The organism is Streptococcus cuniculi, from assembly GCF_004570575.1.
GTDB classification, from domain to species: Bacteria; Bacillota; Bacilli; order Lactobacillales; family Streptococcaceae; genus Streptococcus; species Streptococcus cuniculi_A.
On sequence record NZ_SPPD01000002.1, the window covers coordinates 103,964 to 120,186 of the forward strand.

The 16,223-nt window shown below is 42.6% G+C and carries 16 protein-coding genes and 1 pseudogene; 12 read left to right on the plus strand and 5 right to left on the minus strand.

From position 1 onward, the window contains the following. Positions 1-514 precede the first annotated feature (514 nt). Positions 515-1,852, plus strand: coding sequence for an MATE family efflux transporter (locus E4T82_RS02155; RefSeq protein ID WP_135181257.1), 1,338 nt, complete (start codon positions 515-517; stop codon positions 1,850-1,852). A 994-nt stretch (positions 1,853-2,846) separates the two neighbouring features. After that, positions 2,847-4,400, plus strand: a complete 1,554-nt coding sequence (locus E4T82_RS02160) for an SEC10/PgrA surface exclusion domain-containing protein (protein ID WP_135181258.1) — start codon at positions 2,847-2,849, stop codon at positions 4,398-4,400. A gap of 135 nt (positions 4,401-4,535) precedes the next feature. Here E4T82_RS02160 and E4T82_RS02165 read toward each other — a convergent pair whose 3' ends face one another. Next, positions 4,536-4,721 (minus strand): 4-oxalocrotonate tautomerase, encoded by a 186-nt coding sequence (locus E4T82_RS02165; protein ID WP_135181259.1) that lies wholly within the window; start codon positions 4,719-4,721, stop codon positions 4,536-4,538. A 155-nt stretch (positions 4,722-4,876) separates the two neighbouring features. Between E4T82_RS02165 and E4T82_RS02170 the strand changes: the two genes are divergently transcribed. The 9 genes from E4T82_RS02170 (at position 4,877) to E4T82_RS02210 (ending at position 12,301) form a co-directional block, all read left to right on the plus strand. After that, positions 4,877-5,446, plus strand: a complete 570-nt coding sequence (locus E4T82_RS02170) for a thymidine kinase (RefSeq protein WP_135181260.1) — start codon at positions 4,877-4,879, stop codon at positions 5,444-5,446. Positions 5,447-5,644: 198 nt separating this feature from the next. Then, on the plus strand, positions 5,645-6,724 hold the full coding sequence (prfA, locus tag E4T82_RS02175; RefSeq protein ID WP_135181261.1) for a peptide chain release factor 1: 1,080 nt from the start codon (positions 5,645-5,647) through the stop codon (positions 6,722-6,724). Continuing rightward, positions 6,724-7,554 (plus strand): peptide chain release factor N(5)-glutamine methyltransferase, encoded by an 831-nt coding sequence (gene prmC / locus E4T82_RS02180; RefSeq protein ID WP_135181262.1) that lies wholly within the window; start codon positions 6,724-6,726, stop codon positions 7,552-7,554. The genes prfA and prmC overlap by 1 nt, the downstream gene beginning before the upstream one ends. Beyond that, a complete protein-coding gene (locus E4T82_RS02185; RefSeq protein WP_135181263.1) occupies positions 7,547-8,152 on the plus strand; it encodes an L-threonylcarbamoyladenylate synthase in 606 nt (201 codons plus the stop codon). Before prmC ends, E4T82_RS02185 begins: the two co-directional genes overlap by 8 nt. Continuing rightward, positions 8,149-9,405, plus strand: a complete 1,257-nt coding sequence (glyA, locus tag E4T82_RS02190) for a serine hydroxymethyltransferase (RefSeq protein WP_135181264.1) — start codon at positions 8,149-8,151, stop codon at positions 9,403-9,405. Before E4T82_RS02185 ends, glyA begins: the two co-directional genes overlap by 4 nt. 5 nt (positions 9,406-9,410) lie before the next feature. Continuing rightward, positions 9,411-10,385, plus strand: a complete 975-nt coding sequence (locus E4T82_RS02195; RefSeq protein WP_135181265.1) for a nucleoid-associated protein — start codon at positions 9,411-9,413, stop codon at positions 10,383-10,385. A gap of 1 nt (position 10,386) precedes the next feature. Continuing rightward, on the plus strand, positions 10,387-10,986 hold the full coding sequence (locus E4T82_RS02200) for a lysozyme family protein (protein ID WP_135181266.1): 600 nt from the start codon (positions 10,387-10,389) through the stop codon (positions 10,984-10,986). A gap of 101 nt (positions 10,987-11,087) precedes the next feature. Continuing rightward, on the plus strand, positions 11,088-11,861 hold the full coding sequence (locus E4T82_RS02205) for an SDR family NAD(P)-dependent oxidoreductase (RefSeq protein ID WP_135181267.1): 774 nt from the start codon (positions 11,088-11,090) through the stop codon (positions 11,859-11,861). Further along, a complete protein-coding gene (locus tag E4T82_RS02210; RefSeq protein ID WP_135181268.1) occupies positions 11,858-12,301 on the plus strand; it encodes a hypothetical protein in 444 nt (147 codons plus the stop codon). Before E4T82_RS02205 ends, E4T82_RS02210 begins: the two co-directional genes overlap by 4 nt. Before the next feature lie 105 nt (positions 12,302-12,406). Here E4T82_RS02210 and E4T82_RS02215 read toward each other — a convergent pair whose 3' ends face one another. Further along, positions 12,407-12,856 carry a helix-turn-helix domain-containing protein gene (locus E4T82_RS02215; protein ID WP_167753541.1) on the minus strand — a complete coding sequence of 150 codons (450 nt, stop codon included), beginning with the start codon at positions 12,854-12,856 and terminating at the stop codon, positions 12,407-12,409. A gap of 210 nt (positions 12,857-13,066) precedes the next feature. Here E4T82_RS02215 and E4T82_RS02220 point away from each other — a divergent pair, with 210 nt between their 5' ends. After that, positions 13,067-13,300, plus strand: coding sequence for a hypothetical protein (locus tag E4T82_RS02220; protein ID WP_135181270.1), 234 nt, complete (start codon positions 13,067-13,069; stop codon positions 13,298-13,300). Between the two features lie 296 nt (positions 13,301-13,596). Here the strand turns inward: E4T82_RS02220 and E4T82_RS13130 are convergent. The 3 genes and pseudogenes from E4T82_RS13130 to guaA form a co-directional block, all read right to left on the minus strand. Continuing rightward, positions 13,597-14,049, minus strand: a pseudogene (locus tag E4T82_RS13130) (transposase). A gap of 40 nt (positions 14,050-14,089) precedes the next feature. After that, positions 14,090-14,329, minus strand: coding sequence for an IS630 transposase-related protein (locus E4T82_RS13135; protein ID WP_135181272.1), 240 nt, complete (start codon positions 14,327-14,329; stop codon positions 14,090-14,092). A 331-nt stretch (positions 14,330-14,660) separates the two neighbouring features. Next, the gene (gene guaA / locus E4T82_RS02240; RefSeq protein ID WP_135181273.1) at positions 14,661-16,208 is read right to left on the minus strand and encodes a glutamine-hydrolyzing GMP synthase; all 1,548 of its coding nucleotides are present in this window, start codon (positions 16,206-16,208) and stop codon (positions 14,661-14,663) included. Positions 16,209-16,223 lie beyond the last annotated feature (15 nt).

A 16,223-nucleotide genomic window follows, 5' to 3' on the forward strand; every position in this document is an offset into this window, starting at 1 on the left:
CAGATTTTTTATCAAAGAAATAGACAATCAGTAACGAGTTGACATTTTGCACTTTCTTCCTTAAAATGAAGTGTCAGCCTTAAGATCCAAAGCCCGTAAAAAAACTCAAAGCGTACCCTGTTTGAAGAAACAATCCACTGGATTATTTCTTCTGTATCTGTAAAGCAGGCATAGCCTGCAACAGCTACGGTAAAATAGGCGGTCGAAGTATTAGAGGAGAGTTTGCTCCACAAACTCCTATTTCTCCGCTAAGCCTCGCTTCTTAGTTTTTAGGCTCGGGTAGAAATAGTCACTCCCTTAACTATTTCTATTATCCCCAAAGGGATTCTTAGCTGTAACTAGCTAAAGCTAGAACAGCTACCTGCCCTGATAGGAGCCATATCCGTAAAGCGAACAAAGTTCGCAACGGCTACGTCTCTTTTTTCCGAGGTTTTAGTCCGAGTTCAATTCATTTGCTTTTTGATTTTTATTGCGTATTAAAGATGAGAATTTCAGTGAGAGAAAAGGAGGAAGTATGTATCAAACGCAGACTTGGAAAGAAAAGATTTTCGTATTTTTAAAGATTTTTGTTCCCCTCTTGATCTATCAATTTGCGAATTTTTCAGCCAGTTTTATCGATACGATGATGACGGGGAAGTACAGCACGGTGGATCTGGCAGGTGTGTCAATGGCGACCAGCTTATGGAATCCCTTTTTTGCGCTCTCAACAGGAATTGTATCAGCTCTGGTTCCGATTGTTGGTCAACAGTTGGGGCAGGGAAATCAGAAACGGATTCGACAGGAATTGCATCATTTTATCTACTTAGCAATCGGTCTATCCATGATCTTCTTTCTGCTTGTCTTTTTGGGTGCGATACCGATGTTACGGTTGTTACAGCTAGAGCGTACCGTCTTTCAGGTAGCAGAGCACTACCTTATCTATATTTCAATTGGTATTTTACCTCTTTTATTGTTTAGCGTCTTTCGTTCCTTTTTTGATGCGTTGGGATTGACGAGATTGTCCATGTATCTGATGCTCTTAATTGTCCCGTTCAATTCCTTTTTTAACTACCTGTTGATTTATGGAAAATGGGGCTTGCCTAGACTAGGAGGAGCAGGAACTGGTATGGGAACAGCTCTCACCTATTGGGCTGTGTTAGGGATTGTCATCTGGGTTATGTACCGACATCCTAAGATGCAGGGCTATGGGAGTTGGCGTCAGACTATCTTCGACCTTTCTTTTATCAGGGAAGATGTGCGGTTAGGACTACCAATCGGTCTCCAAATTTTTGCGGAAGTAGCGATTTTTGCGGTCGTAGGGCTTTATATGTCCCAATTTTCTTCGCAAGTCATTGCCTCGCATCAGGCTGCCATGAATTTTGCAACGCTTCTCTACGCTTTTCCCTTAAGTATCTCTGCGACCTTGCCGATTATGATTTCCTATGAAATTGGAGCGGGACGCTATCAAGATGTGAGGGCCTACAGTCGCTTGGGGCGCTTGATTGCACTAGGTTTTGCGTCTCTGACCTTATCCTTTCTCTATTTCTTTCGTCCAATGGTGGCAAGTCTTTACGGTCATGACGAAACCTTTATTCAATTGACCTCCCAATTTTTGACCTATGCCCTCTTTTTCCAGCTGGCAGATGCGTTTACAGCACCAATACAGGGGATTTTACGGGGTTACAAGGACACCACCATGCCCTTTATCATCGGCCTGGTCTCTTATTGGAGCCTGACCTTTCCTATCGCTTTTTTCCTTGATAATCGTACTTCACTAGGACCATTTGCCTATTGGATTGGCCTCATTGTCGGAATCTTCGTCTGCGGTATCTGTCTGAATCTGCGTTTGAAGATTGTTAGGAAACAATATTAAAATCATTAAATCTTGATGCTTTGGAGCCATCCAAGGCTTTTTTGGGTATAATAGAATCATATTTATCATAGAACAGTGACGAATGAGCGATAAATACAGGTTAGTGAAATATGTTTTTTTGAAAAGTCATCTATAGGGGCGAATGTAGCGAGGGCAGACTACTTTGACACAGAGCGTAACATAACTTTAGTTGCCCCTCAAAGTAAGTTGCTAAATGCGACTGGTGCAGGAATGACCAATCTGTTGATATATCTGGACTCATTGCCTTGGTTTTTGGTGGCTATTATAGCGAAGCGACGCTAGTATTTTTGATAATTGCGTGGATAGTGGAGTGTCTTGGACTGATTTGGCTGTTGGAACGTGCCTTGTATAAGAATGTTACATATTGGCAGGGGTTAAATATGCTTGGAAGGTTATTGGTAGTGAAATCATTATGATTAGTTTAGTAGGTATCATGCCATTTTTTGTACTTCCTTGTGTGGCAAAATAACCCCATTCGTTGGCTGAATGTTGTTGAAAAATACCAGAAACGACAAATTAAATGGGGAAAAGCCCTAAAAAGATCCGCTCTATCGTAGAAATAAGGGGTAGACTGTTGGTAAATGGAATGGAATGAAAATAAATAAAATTCAGCTATATGCATTAAGTCAAGGCTCTTATTTGTTTTATGATACAGATACTCAGCACTTTTAACGTACCATTTGCACCAAGTCCATTAGATAAGCATCGTTTAGAAGAGTTTATCGAAACATACTATGATGAACTAGAAGCCTGTTACAAACAAAATGTTTATGCGAGTTTCTTGTTCCAAGAATGTAAGTTTGAAACAGGAGACAAGGAAGAAACAAAAAGGAATAGCATAAAAAGGTGTTATCATCAACTAGATTATCTATTCAAAAAAATGTAGATAATCTTTACATCATCAGCTATAAACACCTCTTAAAACATGGTATACTAGTAAGTAGGAAAATAATTGAAAAACAAGGAGAAATCAATGAAAAAGAAGATATTATTGTTAGGAGCGCTTGCTTCTCTAGCAACTGTCACCGTCTCTACAGTTACACAGACAACAGTTGCTTATGCAGAGACAGAATCCAGCAAACTGACACAAGCACAACAAGCAGTCAGTCAAGCACAAAGAGCGCTAGAACAAGCCAATCAAGCAGTTACTGTAGCTACAAACGATCTAAACGTATCTAAGGCAAGAGTAGATGATGCCCAAAACAAAGTTGATTCTCTTCCAACGTTCACCTTGACACCTGAGTATGTCGCATATCTGAAAGAACAACGCACTCCTGGAGGTCATGCTGCAGCTAGTGCAAAACTCAAAGCCATCAACGATAGTGTCAAAGCCCTCAACGTCTACACTCAAAACAATGATGATAAGACCCGTATGATTTCAGACATCAATCGCATGTCAGTCGCAGAACAACAAGAACTAACTTTTTTTGCACAAGCCCTCATGAACCAAATTAGAAGCCAAATGGGGACACCAAAAGCCCACGTAAGCAACGGATCTGTCCGTTTCGCATCTCTTGTTACTCCAGGCTATCTTATTGATAATTGGGATAGTTGGAATAACGGACATGATGTCCAAGCAATCAATGAAGGCGCACGAAGTTCTGGCTTAAAGGCTGGACAGAATAATTACTACGAAAATCTGAATACAACCTTGACTAGCCAACAATCGATGTCAATGGCAGAAGCTAAAGAGTATGTATACAAAGCGTTTCTTAGTTTTATGTTCAACGGTGGTGAGTGGGCGCATGCGGCTAGTATCGCAGGCTTAGAGAGTACCAGTGAGGTTTATCTAGGTGTATCTATGTCTCAAAACGGAGGTCAATTACGAGTACACGTACTAGACTTTGAAAACAAAAATGTTGTTGATGCTTCAAAAATTGATTTGAATATCTTACAAACTACCCTACCAGAAAGATCTATCTTACAACAACAACTCAGTGAGGCGCAAATGCAATACACTATTTCAGAAACTGTATACAATAATGCCATCGCTAAACAAAAAGCAGCCCAGCAAGCATTAAATCAAGCACAAGCAGCTCTTGCGGCAGCTCAACCAAAGCCAAAACCAGCTCCTAAACCAACACCACCATCATCATCGTCTTCTTCTAAGAAGAACACCCAACAACCAGCTAGCTTACAATCAGTCTTCCGTATGTATAACCCAGGTCTACAAGTCCACCTCTACACCACAGATACCAACGAATACAAGGTGCTTTCAACCCGTGGCTGGAGACAAGAAGGTACTGCTTGGAAGACGGAAACAAGCAAGGGTCAACCAGTATACCGTATGTACAATCCAGGGCTCAAAGTCCACCTCTATACCAAGGATGCTAACGAATACAAAGTCCTTTCAAAACGAGGTTGGCGACAAGAAGGTGTAGCGTATCGCTCATCAGGCTCTGTAAAAATCTATCGGATGTACCATCCAGGCATCAAAAAACACCTCTATACCAAAGATGCTAATGAATACAAAGTCCTTTCAAAACGCGGCTGGAGACAAGAAGGCATTGCTTGGTATAGTAAATAATTTTTATGAAAGCAGATATATCAATAAATTTGATAAAAGCAATTTAGCAGGACATGAACCATGTTATTCCTCGCCTCTATGGGATAAAGTGAAATAAAAAAACTCAGCTTAGCGAATGACTAAACTGAGTTTTTTCTATCCCTTCCGTTTTATTTCTCCATGGGGGAAGTAGGTGCCTTCTGGCATGTCGTTGATAAAGACGTGAATGGCTTCTTTGGGGGCATTGGTGTTGCGGGAGACAACTTCAGTCACTTCACGCGCAAGGGCGATTTTTTGTTCTTCGGTGCGTCCTTCAAATAAATCAATTCGTACAAACGGCATAGGATTCTCCTTTTTCTTTGCTAGGACTAGTATAGCACATTTGCACGGAATAGGATAGCCGAACGGAAACGTTTTTTTCTTTCTCTCTAGTACCGCATTTGCTGATTTTATGGTAGAATGGAATGAATGAGTTTGATAGATTGGAAAGAAAAAAATTGGCTCAATTTTATTTTAAATATGGTTCCATGAATTCTGGAAAGACCATTGAGATTTTAAAGGTGGCGCATAATTACGAGGAACAGGGCAAGAACGTGGTCATCATGACATCAGCCCTTGATACACGTGCAGGCGTGGGAATTGTTGCGAGTCGTATCGGAATGCAACGAGAAGCGGTGGCAATCACAGAAAAGATGAATGTCTATGACTACATCGCTGATTTGTCCTTAAAACCCTACTGTGTCTTGATTGATGAGGCCCAGTTTTTAACCAAGCAGCATGTCTATGACTTTGCTCGTGTAGTAGATGAATTAGGTGTGCCAGTTATGGCATTTGGACTAAAAAATGATTTTCGCAATGAACTATTTGAAGGCTCCAAGCATTTGTTGCTTCTAGCGGATAAGTTGGATGAAATTAAGACGATCTGCCAATATTGTTCGAAAAAAGCGACTATGGTTTTGCGGACAGTGAATGGCAAGCCTGTATACGAAGGAGAGCAGATTCAAATCGGGGGCAATGAGACCTATATCCCTGTATGTCGCAGGCATTATTTTAGACCAGAAATATAGGGGAGTTAAATGAAAAAGAAGCTGTTGTTCATTTGAAAGAATAAGTGACGGTGTTATGTTGTTTAGAAAAATTTATCTTAGAAAGGAACTGAACATGCCCTAAAAGCTACGGAAAAAAGATAGACTGCTGTAGGTGTAACCACCTTTCATCAGTCTCCTATTTTTCTCTTGCTTTCTTTACGGGCTTTGTATCTTATTATGAACATTTATGATCAATTGCAGGCGGTGGAGAACCGCTATGAAGAACTGGGAGAATTGCTGAGTGACCCAGCTGTGGTGAGTGACACCAAGCGTTTTATGGAATTGTCAAAGGAAGAAGCTGCAACTCGTGATACGGTAACAGCTTACCGCGAATATAAAAAAGTGCTTCAAAATATCATAGACGCTGAAGAAATGATTAAGGATGCCTCTGGTGATGCTGACTTGGAAGAAATGGCAAAGGAAGAGCTAAAGACAGCTAAGGCTGACAAGGAAGCCTACGAAGAAAAATTGAAGATTTTGCTACTACCAAAAGACCCGAATGATGACAAGAATATCATCTTAGAAATTCGTGGAGCAGCTGGTGGTGATGAGGCAGCTCTCTTTGCAGGAGATTTGCTGACCATGTATCAGAAATTTGCAGAAAGCCAAGGCTGGCGTTTTGATGTCATGGAGGCCTCTTACAATGGTGTCGGAGGGATCAAAGAGGTTGTCGCCATGGTATCAGGACAATCGGTCTATTCTAAGTTGAAGTATGAATCAGGTGCTCACCGGGTTCAACGCGTGCCTGTGACCGAGAGTCAAGGACGCGTGCATACATCAACCGCAACTGTCTTGATTATGCCAGAGATTGAAGAAGTCGAGTATGACATCGATCCAAAAGACCTGCGAATTGACATTTACCACGCTTCAGGTGCGGGTGGTCAGAACGTCAATAAGGTGGCGACAGCTGTGCGGATTGTCCACTTGCCGACCAATATCAAGGTTGAAATGCAGGAGGAGCGAACCCAGCAGAAAAACCGTGATAAGGCGATGAAGGTTATTCGGGCACGGGTGGCAGACCACTTTGCACAAATTGCCCAAGACGAGCAAGATGCAGAGCGGAAGTCAACCATTGGTACGGGAGACCGTTCAGAGCGGATTCGGACCTATAATTTCCCGCAAAACCGTGTGACAGACCACCGTATCGGCTTGACTCTTCAAAAACTCGATACGATTTTGTCTGGGAAAATGGACGAAGTCATCGATGCCTTGGTGCTCTATGATCAAACGCAGAAATTAGAAGAGTTGAATAAATAATGAACTATGCTCAATTGTTTTCAAGCTATGAAAGCAAGTTGGAGGAGGTTGGCGAAGAGCCAGAAAGCCTAGCCTATGCTTTTCGCAAGTTGAAAGCTCTCAGTCTGACAGACTTTGTCTTGCAGCTGACCAAAGAAGTGACAGCAGAAGATGAGGTACTGTTAGCTGATATTTTTCAGCAGCTGCTTCATCATTATCCAGCCCAGTACATTGTTGGAAAATCCGACTTTCATGGTCTGGAATTAATGGTAGACCCGCGCGTGCTAATTCCCCGTCCTGAGACAGAAGAGTTGGTGGACTTGATTCTCGCTGAAAATCCGACAGAAAAGCTTTCTGTCTTAGACATTGGGACAGGAAGTGGTGCGATTGCGATTAGCCTTGCCCACAGCAAGCCAAGTTGGAAGGTAGTAGCTTCAGATATTTCGGCAGAAGCTCTTGCGGTCGCAAAGGCAAATGTAGAGCAACATCAGGTTGAGGTGACCTTGGTCCAATCGGATATTTGGGAGAAGATAAGCGGAAAGTATGACATCATTGTTTCAAATCCTCCGTATATTTCACGACAGGATGAGGCAGAAGTCGGCTTGAATGTGCTTCACTCGGAACCCCACCTAGCCCTATTTGCAGCAGAAAACGGTCTTGCTATCTATCGGGAAATAGCAGCAGGAGCGGCTAAATTTCTAGCTGAAGGTGGAAAAATCTACCATGAAATCGGCTATAAGCAAGGGAAAACAGTCTCTGAACTCTTTCAAACAGCCTTTCCATGCAAACGTGTCCGTATTCTAAAAGACCAATTTGGACAGGATAGAATGGTGGTGGTCGACCATGGATAGGATTGAAAGGATACTAGAAGCAGGTGGGGCGGTTGTCTTGCCGACCGAGACTGTCTATGGCTTGTTTGGTCGAGCCTTAGACAAAAGGGCTGTCCAGCGTGTCTATGACCTTAAAAACCGTCCGCTAGATAAGGCCATGAATTTGAATGTGGCAAGTTTAGAGGATATGCTAGCCTTTTCCAAGCACCAACCAGCCTACCTAGCCCACCTCTTTCAAGCTTTTTTACCGGGTCCCTTGACCATTATTTTACAAGCAAATGAACAAGTCCCTCACTGGGTCAATTCTGGCATGAAAACGGTTGGTTTTCGTGTTCCGAGCCACCCTGTGACGCTCAACTTGATACAGACATTTGGACCTCTGATTGGACCGTCTGCTAATCTATCTGGAAGGACAAGTGGTGTCTTGTTTGACCAGATTATGCAGGACTTTCATGGGGAGGTCATAGGTGTAAAAGACGATGAGTTTCTAACTGGACAAGATTCGACGATTTTGGACTTGTCAGGAGCGGAAGCTCGGATTTTACGCCAAGGCGCTATCACTCGCGAGAACCTTCTCGCCCAGCTACCAGAACTGAAGTTTAAAGGAGAAAACGCATGATTTTTGATAAAGAAGATTACAAAGCCTACGATAAAGAACTATGGACTGCCATTGCTGCAGAAGAAGAGCGCCAACAGCACAATATTGAATTGATTGCCTCAGAAAATGTCGTGTCAAAGGCTGTCATGGCAGCACAAGGTTCGATTTTGACCAATAAGTATGCTGAGGGCTACCCAGATCGTCGCTACTACGGAGGAACCGAATGTGTAGATGTTGTGGAGAGTCTTGCAATCGAACGTGCCAAGCAAATCTTTGGCGCAAGATTTGCCAATGTGCAGCCACATTCTGGTAGCCAAGCCAACTGCGCAGCTTATATGGCCTTGATTGAACCGGGTGATACGGTTATGGGAATGGATTTAGCAGCTGGTGGGCACTTAACCCACGGTGCTGCGGTTAGCTTTTCTGGTCAAACCTATAACTTTGTCGCTTACAATGTAGATGAAGAAACAGGTTTACTGGATTACGATGCCATTTTAGCCCAAGCCAAAGAAGTACAACCTAAGCTCATTGTTGCAGGGGCTTCTGCTTATGCGCGTATCATTGATTTTGCTAAGTTCCGTGAAATCGCAGACAAGGTTGGAGCTAAGCTCATGGTGGATATGGCGCATATCGCAGGTTTGGTTGCAGCAGGTTTGCATCCGAACCCAGTACTACATGCCCATATTACAACTACAACGACCCATAAAACCTTACGTGGTCCTCGTGGTGGCTTGATTTTGACCAATGATGAAGAATTAGCGAAGAAAATCAATTCTGCCATTTTTCCTGGAATCCAAGGTGGACCGCTTGAGCATGTCATTGCCGCAAAAGCCGTTGCTTTCAAGGAAGTTTTGGACCCTGCCTTCAAGGAATATGCCCAAAAAGTCATCGATAATAGTAAGACGATGGCAGATGTATTCTTGGCGCATGATAAATTCCGTGTCATCACAGGCGGAACAGACAATCATCTCTTCCTTGTTGATGTGACCAAGGTCGTTGAAAATGGAAAAGTGGCTCAAAATCTCCTAGACGAAGTACACATCACCTTAAACAAAAATTCGATTCCATTTGAAACATTGTCACCGTTTAAGACAAGTGGTATTCGGATTGGTTCTGCGGCAATTACGGCTCGCGGATTTGGTGTTGAAGAAGCGCGCAAGGTGGCTGAATTGACTATTAAAGCCTTAGAAAATGCTGACAATGAGGCGGTATTAGACGAGATTCGTCAAGAAGTCCGTGCCTTGACCGATGCTTTTCCATTGTATGAGGCCTAATATCCATGGATATTTATATTAAAGAAGCTGTTATTCACCAATTTTCTCCAGAAGACACAGAGCTGGTCTTGGCAGACAAGCTGTTGACCATTACACCCAAAATTGAGGAGTATCTGCGGAAAAAAATCGAGCGTTCCTATTCGGACGAAGCAAAGACAGGTCAATTGGGGGAGGACAGCCCCTTTCTTGCCTATCTGTCAGATGATTTGCTAGCAAGTTCCATCACCATCGCCAACCTTTGGAAAGAGGAGTTTTCTGTTTCGGAAAATCTTAAAACCAATGACTTGGTCTTCGTTCGGTTTGAAAAAAATGGCGTGGAACAATTTGCTTTCTTACGGATTTCACTTCGTGAAAATCTCGTCCATGTTGGTGCAGAAAGTGATAACCCCTTGAAACTCACGCAGAATAATCTGCCGAGTGCCGGCTCTGCCCCAGACGAGGCCTTGATTCTTAATCTGCAAACCTACAAGTACCACTTGATTGAAAAACGAATCAAGTACAATGGGACTTTTCTGAATTATTTCTCAGATAATGTCCTACAAGATAGTCCCGCCATCTCCGCCAAGAAATCCATTAAGGCAGTTGAACAAACAGCTCAGAAGATTGCGGAGAACTTCAATCAGGCAGATTTCCAGTTCCAATCCAAGGTCAAGTCAGCGATTTTCAATCATCTGGAAGAAGACAATGAATTGTCGTCTGAAAAACTGGCCAATCAATTATTTGATAACAATCTCAGCGCTCGTTTGAGTTTCGTCGATGAGTTGAAAGATGTGATTCCAGAAAAAGTTAGCTTTGAGGAAATTGACAACAGTCGCCAACTGAAAAAATTTGAAAATCAGAAATTGTCCCTCTCAAACGGGATTGAGCTGATTGTACCAACCACGATTTATGAAGATGCAGAATCCGTCGAATTTATCCAGAATGACAACGGAACCTACTCTATCCTCATCAAGAATATAGAAGATATTAAGAGCAAATAAGATGAAAAAACTAACAAGAACGATCGCCCTTATCGTCCTTGTTTTTCTAGCCTATCAGTTCTACAGGATTCGCCAAGATATCAAGCAAGTCATGACCTATCAACCCATGGTGCAAGAAATCTTGGCGGAAAATGATACCAGAGCCAATGAAGAATTGGTACTAGCAATGATTTACACGGAAACGAAAGGGAAACAAGCGGATGTCATGCAGTCGAGCGAGTCTGCTTCAGGATATGCCGATACCATTACAGACAGCAAGGAAAGCATTCGCCAAGGAGTTGAATATCTAAGTAAGAATCTTTCCTTGGCTGAGGAGGCAGGAGTGGACGTTTGGACAGCTGTTCAGGCCTACAACTATGGTCCTGCTTATATTGACTACGTTGCCCAAAACGGTGGTAAAAATACCATTGAGCTGTCCATCACCTATTCAAAAGATATTGTGGCACCAAGCCTTGGCAATACCACAGCCCAAACCTACACCTACTATCATCCCATCGCCCTCTTACATGGCGGCAAACTCTATGTGAATGGTGGCAATATCTACTATTCACGGCAGGTACGATTTAATGTCTATTTAATCCGGTTGATGGGATTATTTTAAAGAAAACGAATGAGCAGTAGCACAATGTTCGTCTTTTCTGCTCTTTTTCCCTTTCTCCTTTCTCAAAAAAAGTGGTATAATGAGAGAAAAGGAGGGGAAGCATGACAAGATACGTACTGATTACAGGTGCGACAAGTGGGATTGGAAAAGCGATTGCCTACGCATTTGCCGAAAATCGTGTTCATGTGATTCTCACGGGTCGTAGAGTAGAAAAGTTGCAGGAAATCCAGGCTGATATAGCAGAAAAATATGGTATTAAGGCTTTTTATTACCAGATGGATGTGACAAATGCAGCAGAAGTAACAGCGGTTTGCCAGCAAATGTTAGCAGACCTACCGCAAATTGATATCTTGGTTAATAATGCGGGCTTGGCGCTAGGGCTTGAAAAATTCCATGACCATGATATAGCGGATATGGTCACCATGATCGACACCAATGTGAAGGGCTTGCTGTATGTGACGCACCAGATTCTACCAAGCATGGTCGAACGTGACCAAGGCCATGTGATTAATATTGGCTCAACAGCGGGGATTTATGCCTATGCAGGAGCAGCAGTCTATGCAGCCACAAAATCAGCTGTCAAGGTTTTGAGTGACGGTATCCGTATCGATACCATTGATAAGAATATCAAGGTCACGACCATTCAGCCAGGGATTGTGGAAACTGATTTCAGTCAGGTGCGTTTTCACGGGGACAAGGAGCGTGCTGCGATTGTCTATCAAGGAATTGAAGCCTTACAAGCTGAAGACATTGCCCAGAGTGTCCTATTCGTTGCCAACCAACCCCGCAACGTACAGATTTCAGATATGACCATTATGGCAACCAAACAAGCCACAGGATTTATGATTCACAGAGAAAAGGAGGATCACTCATGAAAAAATACACACTTCTTGCCATGTCTTTACTGGCTGTTTTGACCTTATCTACGGGCTGTTCTATGAAAACTCCCAAAACCAGTTCTAGTAGTAGTGTAAGTTCTAGCCAAGTATCGACCAGTTCTTCATCCTCTACAGATAGCACTTCTTCAGTAGCAGTGGCATCCAGTTCTGAAGCGCCAGCCGCAGAGCCGGTCACAGATCCTGCTAACGCCATACAGAATAACAATACAGGTGTGACCCTAGATAGTGGTCAGGATACGATTAACTATGCCAATAGTATTCTTGGAGACAAGGGCTGGACAGTCTTAGAAGATAATTACAATCGGACGGATTCCATCCCATATAACCTCTTGCAAGGAACAGACGGCTCACTCTGCCGCGTCTATCAGAATGGTGTGATTCTCGACATGGACGATACGGTTGTGCACCAACCTTAGTGAGTAATACTCTATAAAGAAGTGTCAAGCAAACAAAAAACGAATAGGGAAAGCATTCTGATGAACGGGTTTCCCTATTCGTTTTTTCTATTTTGATACAATGTTTTACTCAGACTGTTTCAATGCGCCTGAGTCATAGAGCTGCGCGATGAGATTGGTTTGGGCTTCTTTTTCAAAGCCTAATTCAGAGAGCAGCTTCACCATAGTTGCTTCAGAAATTCCTCTTTCTTTGGCAGAAGAGAGAGCAGTAAAAATACTTGAAATGACATAATCAACGATTTTACTACTTTCTTCAACAGACATAGGTTCATGATCAAAGCTTGAAATTGTGCTATATTCCTTATCACGTTTTCCAGTGAGGTAATCAACACTCACATGAAAGAAAATTGCCAGGTCTGTAATTTGCGAAAGGCTGGGTTCTAATAGACCACGTTCCCAACGTGAATAGGTTCCTTGCTTGATATTGAGCGCATTTGATAATTCTTGCTGTGTCAATTTAGCATTTTTTCGCAACTCTTTCAGTCGCTTGGGAAAGGGATTTTTAATCGTATCCATGATTGACTCCATTTTATATTCATAATCTTATATTTTTATTGACAAACCAGATACCAATTAGTATAATATAAATATACCGCTTGGTATCTTTATATCTAAATCTTGTACTTTTATTTTACCATAAATTAGGCTAAATGCCTATGGTCAGATGAAGGGTTTGTAAAAAAAATCACTTGGTAAAAATCACTTGGGCAGAAAAGGAGAGAGAATATGGAACATGGTACGACAGAAGCTCAGACCTTGACGGATATTATCGGAAAATTGACAGAGTTAGAAATGGTTGGCTATATTATGTATTCGCCAAAATTGAAGAAAAAAATCCTCCTGACCAATGAAATGTATAATGAATTGGACAAGGAAGAGTTAGAACTGCACCAGTCTCGTCATCAAGCGGTTATGCAAGCAATGGATTTAGTAAAAGAGGTTCTTTCAGAAGAAGAATAGGTTACCTGATTTTATAGAAATCGGTTTATTATTTATGCTCCCCTCCGCAAGGTCGGCGTGGCATCGAATCGTGTTAATACTCAATGATTCGCTGCCCCACTGACCTTGTTTTTTAGTTTCTAGGTGAGGGGACTTAGATACTAGCTTGGAAGAACTCAAACGGAAGGGAAGTAGGAGGAGTGATACAGTCTACGATCAAGGTTTCTTGTCCCTGAAAATAACTGGTCAGCTATGTAGCCCCAGCTTCTTGTACATGCTGAGGGAGTTTTTTTACGTTCTCTTATAGTTGTTTCACTTTAAAAAACATTATCCAGACATTCTGTTACCGAGTTATATGTTGGTAGTAACTCCATGACCTTTTTCTTAAGGTTAGCCCAGGCTTTTTCAATCGGATTTAGTTCAGGAGAATAGGGAGGTAAAGGTAGAAAGAAATGGATGGTGATTTGCGATACAAAGCTCATCTAATTGTGCCTTTGGATGAAAGGCGGCGTTATCCATAATCACAATATGAGGTTTATCTAAAGCTGGCAATAACTGAGACTTTCAAACCATTTAACAAAAAAGTGACTGGTCATGCTTTGTTTGTAAATCATGGGCGCTACAAACTTACCATTGACTTGCCCAACCACAACAGAGATACGTTCAAAGCGTCTGCCACTGACCTTACCATAGACTTTCTCCCCTCGTTTAGCCCTTCCCTTTTTCCGATACAGGTAGGTGTCAATTCCTGTCTCGTCAATATAAACAATAGGGAGACCACCGAGGACAGCTAAAACGGCAAGAAAACATCTAACCTTTTCTGGACTCTGTTCGCGATAAGTTGTCGTCTTTTTTTAAAGTAATATTGTATTTCCTTAGGGCTTTCCAAACTGCATTAATCGCACAGGAAAAGTGCTCTGCAATTTCTCGCAGATAGGCATCTGGATGTTGCTCAACGTAAGCCAATAACTGGTCTTTAGGAAGTTTACGGGGAGAACGCTGTCTAGGCTTGTCTGTAAGTGCCCTTCTGTTTCTACTTTTCGTTCCCATTTACGCAAAGTAAGTAGAGGGATTGATACCGAAAAGATCGCAGGCTTTTATTCGAGTGTGACCTTCCTGAACGAAAGACAGCACACGTTTTCTAAAATCAATGCTATATGTCACAAGTATTTTAAAGTGAAACAACTATAAGATGAAGAGGGAACATACTAGTCTTCCTTTTCAATTTGCCTGCTAGTCTACCACATTCAAAAAGAAGCTCCTATTATAGAGCTTCTTCAAAGTAAATATGACCTTTTTCTAGCCTCTAATTAACACAGCTACTGGATTATCCTCGCTTTTTAGTTTCTAGGCTCGGGCTAAAATAATCCACTGGATTATTTTACTCCCACTCAACCGTTGCTGGTGGTTTGCTGGTGATATCATAGACGATGCGGTTGACGTGATCGACTTCGTTGACGATACGAACAGAAATTTTTTGGAGGACTTCCCATGGGATTTTTGCAAAGTCTGCTGTCATGCCATCGATAGAAGTGATAGCGCGGATGGCAATCGTGTAGTCGTAGGTACGACCGTCTCCCATGACACCGACAGAGCGCACACCTGTATTGACTGTAAAGTATTGCCAGATGTCGCGCTCAAGACCAGCTTTCGCGATTTCTTCACGGAGAATAGCATCGGATTCACGGACTGTTTCCAGTTTTTCCTCGGTGATTTCTCCCATGACGCGAATGGCAAGTCCTGGACCTGGGAATGGCTGGCGCCAGACGATTTCATCAGGCATGCCAAGCTCTGTCCCTAAGGCACGGACTTCGTCCTTGTAAAGGGTATTGAGGGGCTCAATCAACTTGAACTGCATATCCTCTGGTAAGCCGCCCACATTGTGGTGGGATTTAATGGTCTGAGCGGTATCGGTACCAGACTCAATCACATCTGTATAAAGTGTTCCTTGAGCAAGAAAGGCAACATCGGTCAGTTTACTTGCCTCATCATCAAAGACATAGACAAATTCATTTCCAATGATTTTCCGTTTTTGTTCAGGGTCAGATACGCCTGCTAATTTATCAAGGAAACGTTTGGCAGCATCTGCCTTGACAATGTTCAAACCGAATTTACCGCCCAACATCTCCATTACTTGATCCGCTTCGCCCTTGCGAAGAAGTCCGTGGTCAACGAAGATACAGATGAGTTGATCCCCAATCGCTTTTTGGAGCAGAACTCCTACAACAGATGAATCAACCCCGCCAGATAGTCCAAGAAGCACCTTCTTGTCCCCTACGGTTTCACGAATCTTGGCAATCTGCATGTCGATGAAATTGTCCATTGACCAATTGCCTTTGGCACCGCAGATATGAAGCGCGAAATTGCGTAAAATGTCATTTCCATAAACGGAATGGCGTACCTCTGGGTGGAATTGAATCCCATAAATCTTTTTATCAGGATTTTCAATCGCTGCATAAGGGCAATCAGCTGAAACTCCTGTGCGTACAAAGCCCTCAGGAATTTCAGTCACCGCATCCCCATGGCTCATCAAAACTAGCTGCTCTTCAGGCGTTCCCTCAAAGAGAGGAGAAGGAGTGTGGGTCAGTTCAGATTGGCCGTACTCACGATTTCCAGCGTCTCCAGCAGGAACGACCTTACCACCAAGCTTGTGGGTAATCAGTTGCATACCGTAGCAAATCCCTAAAATGGGAATGCCTAGCTCAAAAATATCTGGGTCGATATCAAAAGAACCGTCTTCATAGACAGAATTTGGCCCACCAGAGAGCACAATTCCGACAGGGTTAATCTCACGAACTGCAGCTGCTGAAATCTTGTGGCTCTTGAGTTCGGAGAAGACACCAATCTCACGAATACGGCGTGAAATCAGCTGATTGTACTGGCTACCATAGTCCAGAACAATGATTTTTTCGACATCTTGGAGTGTCATATTATTTCCTTTCAA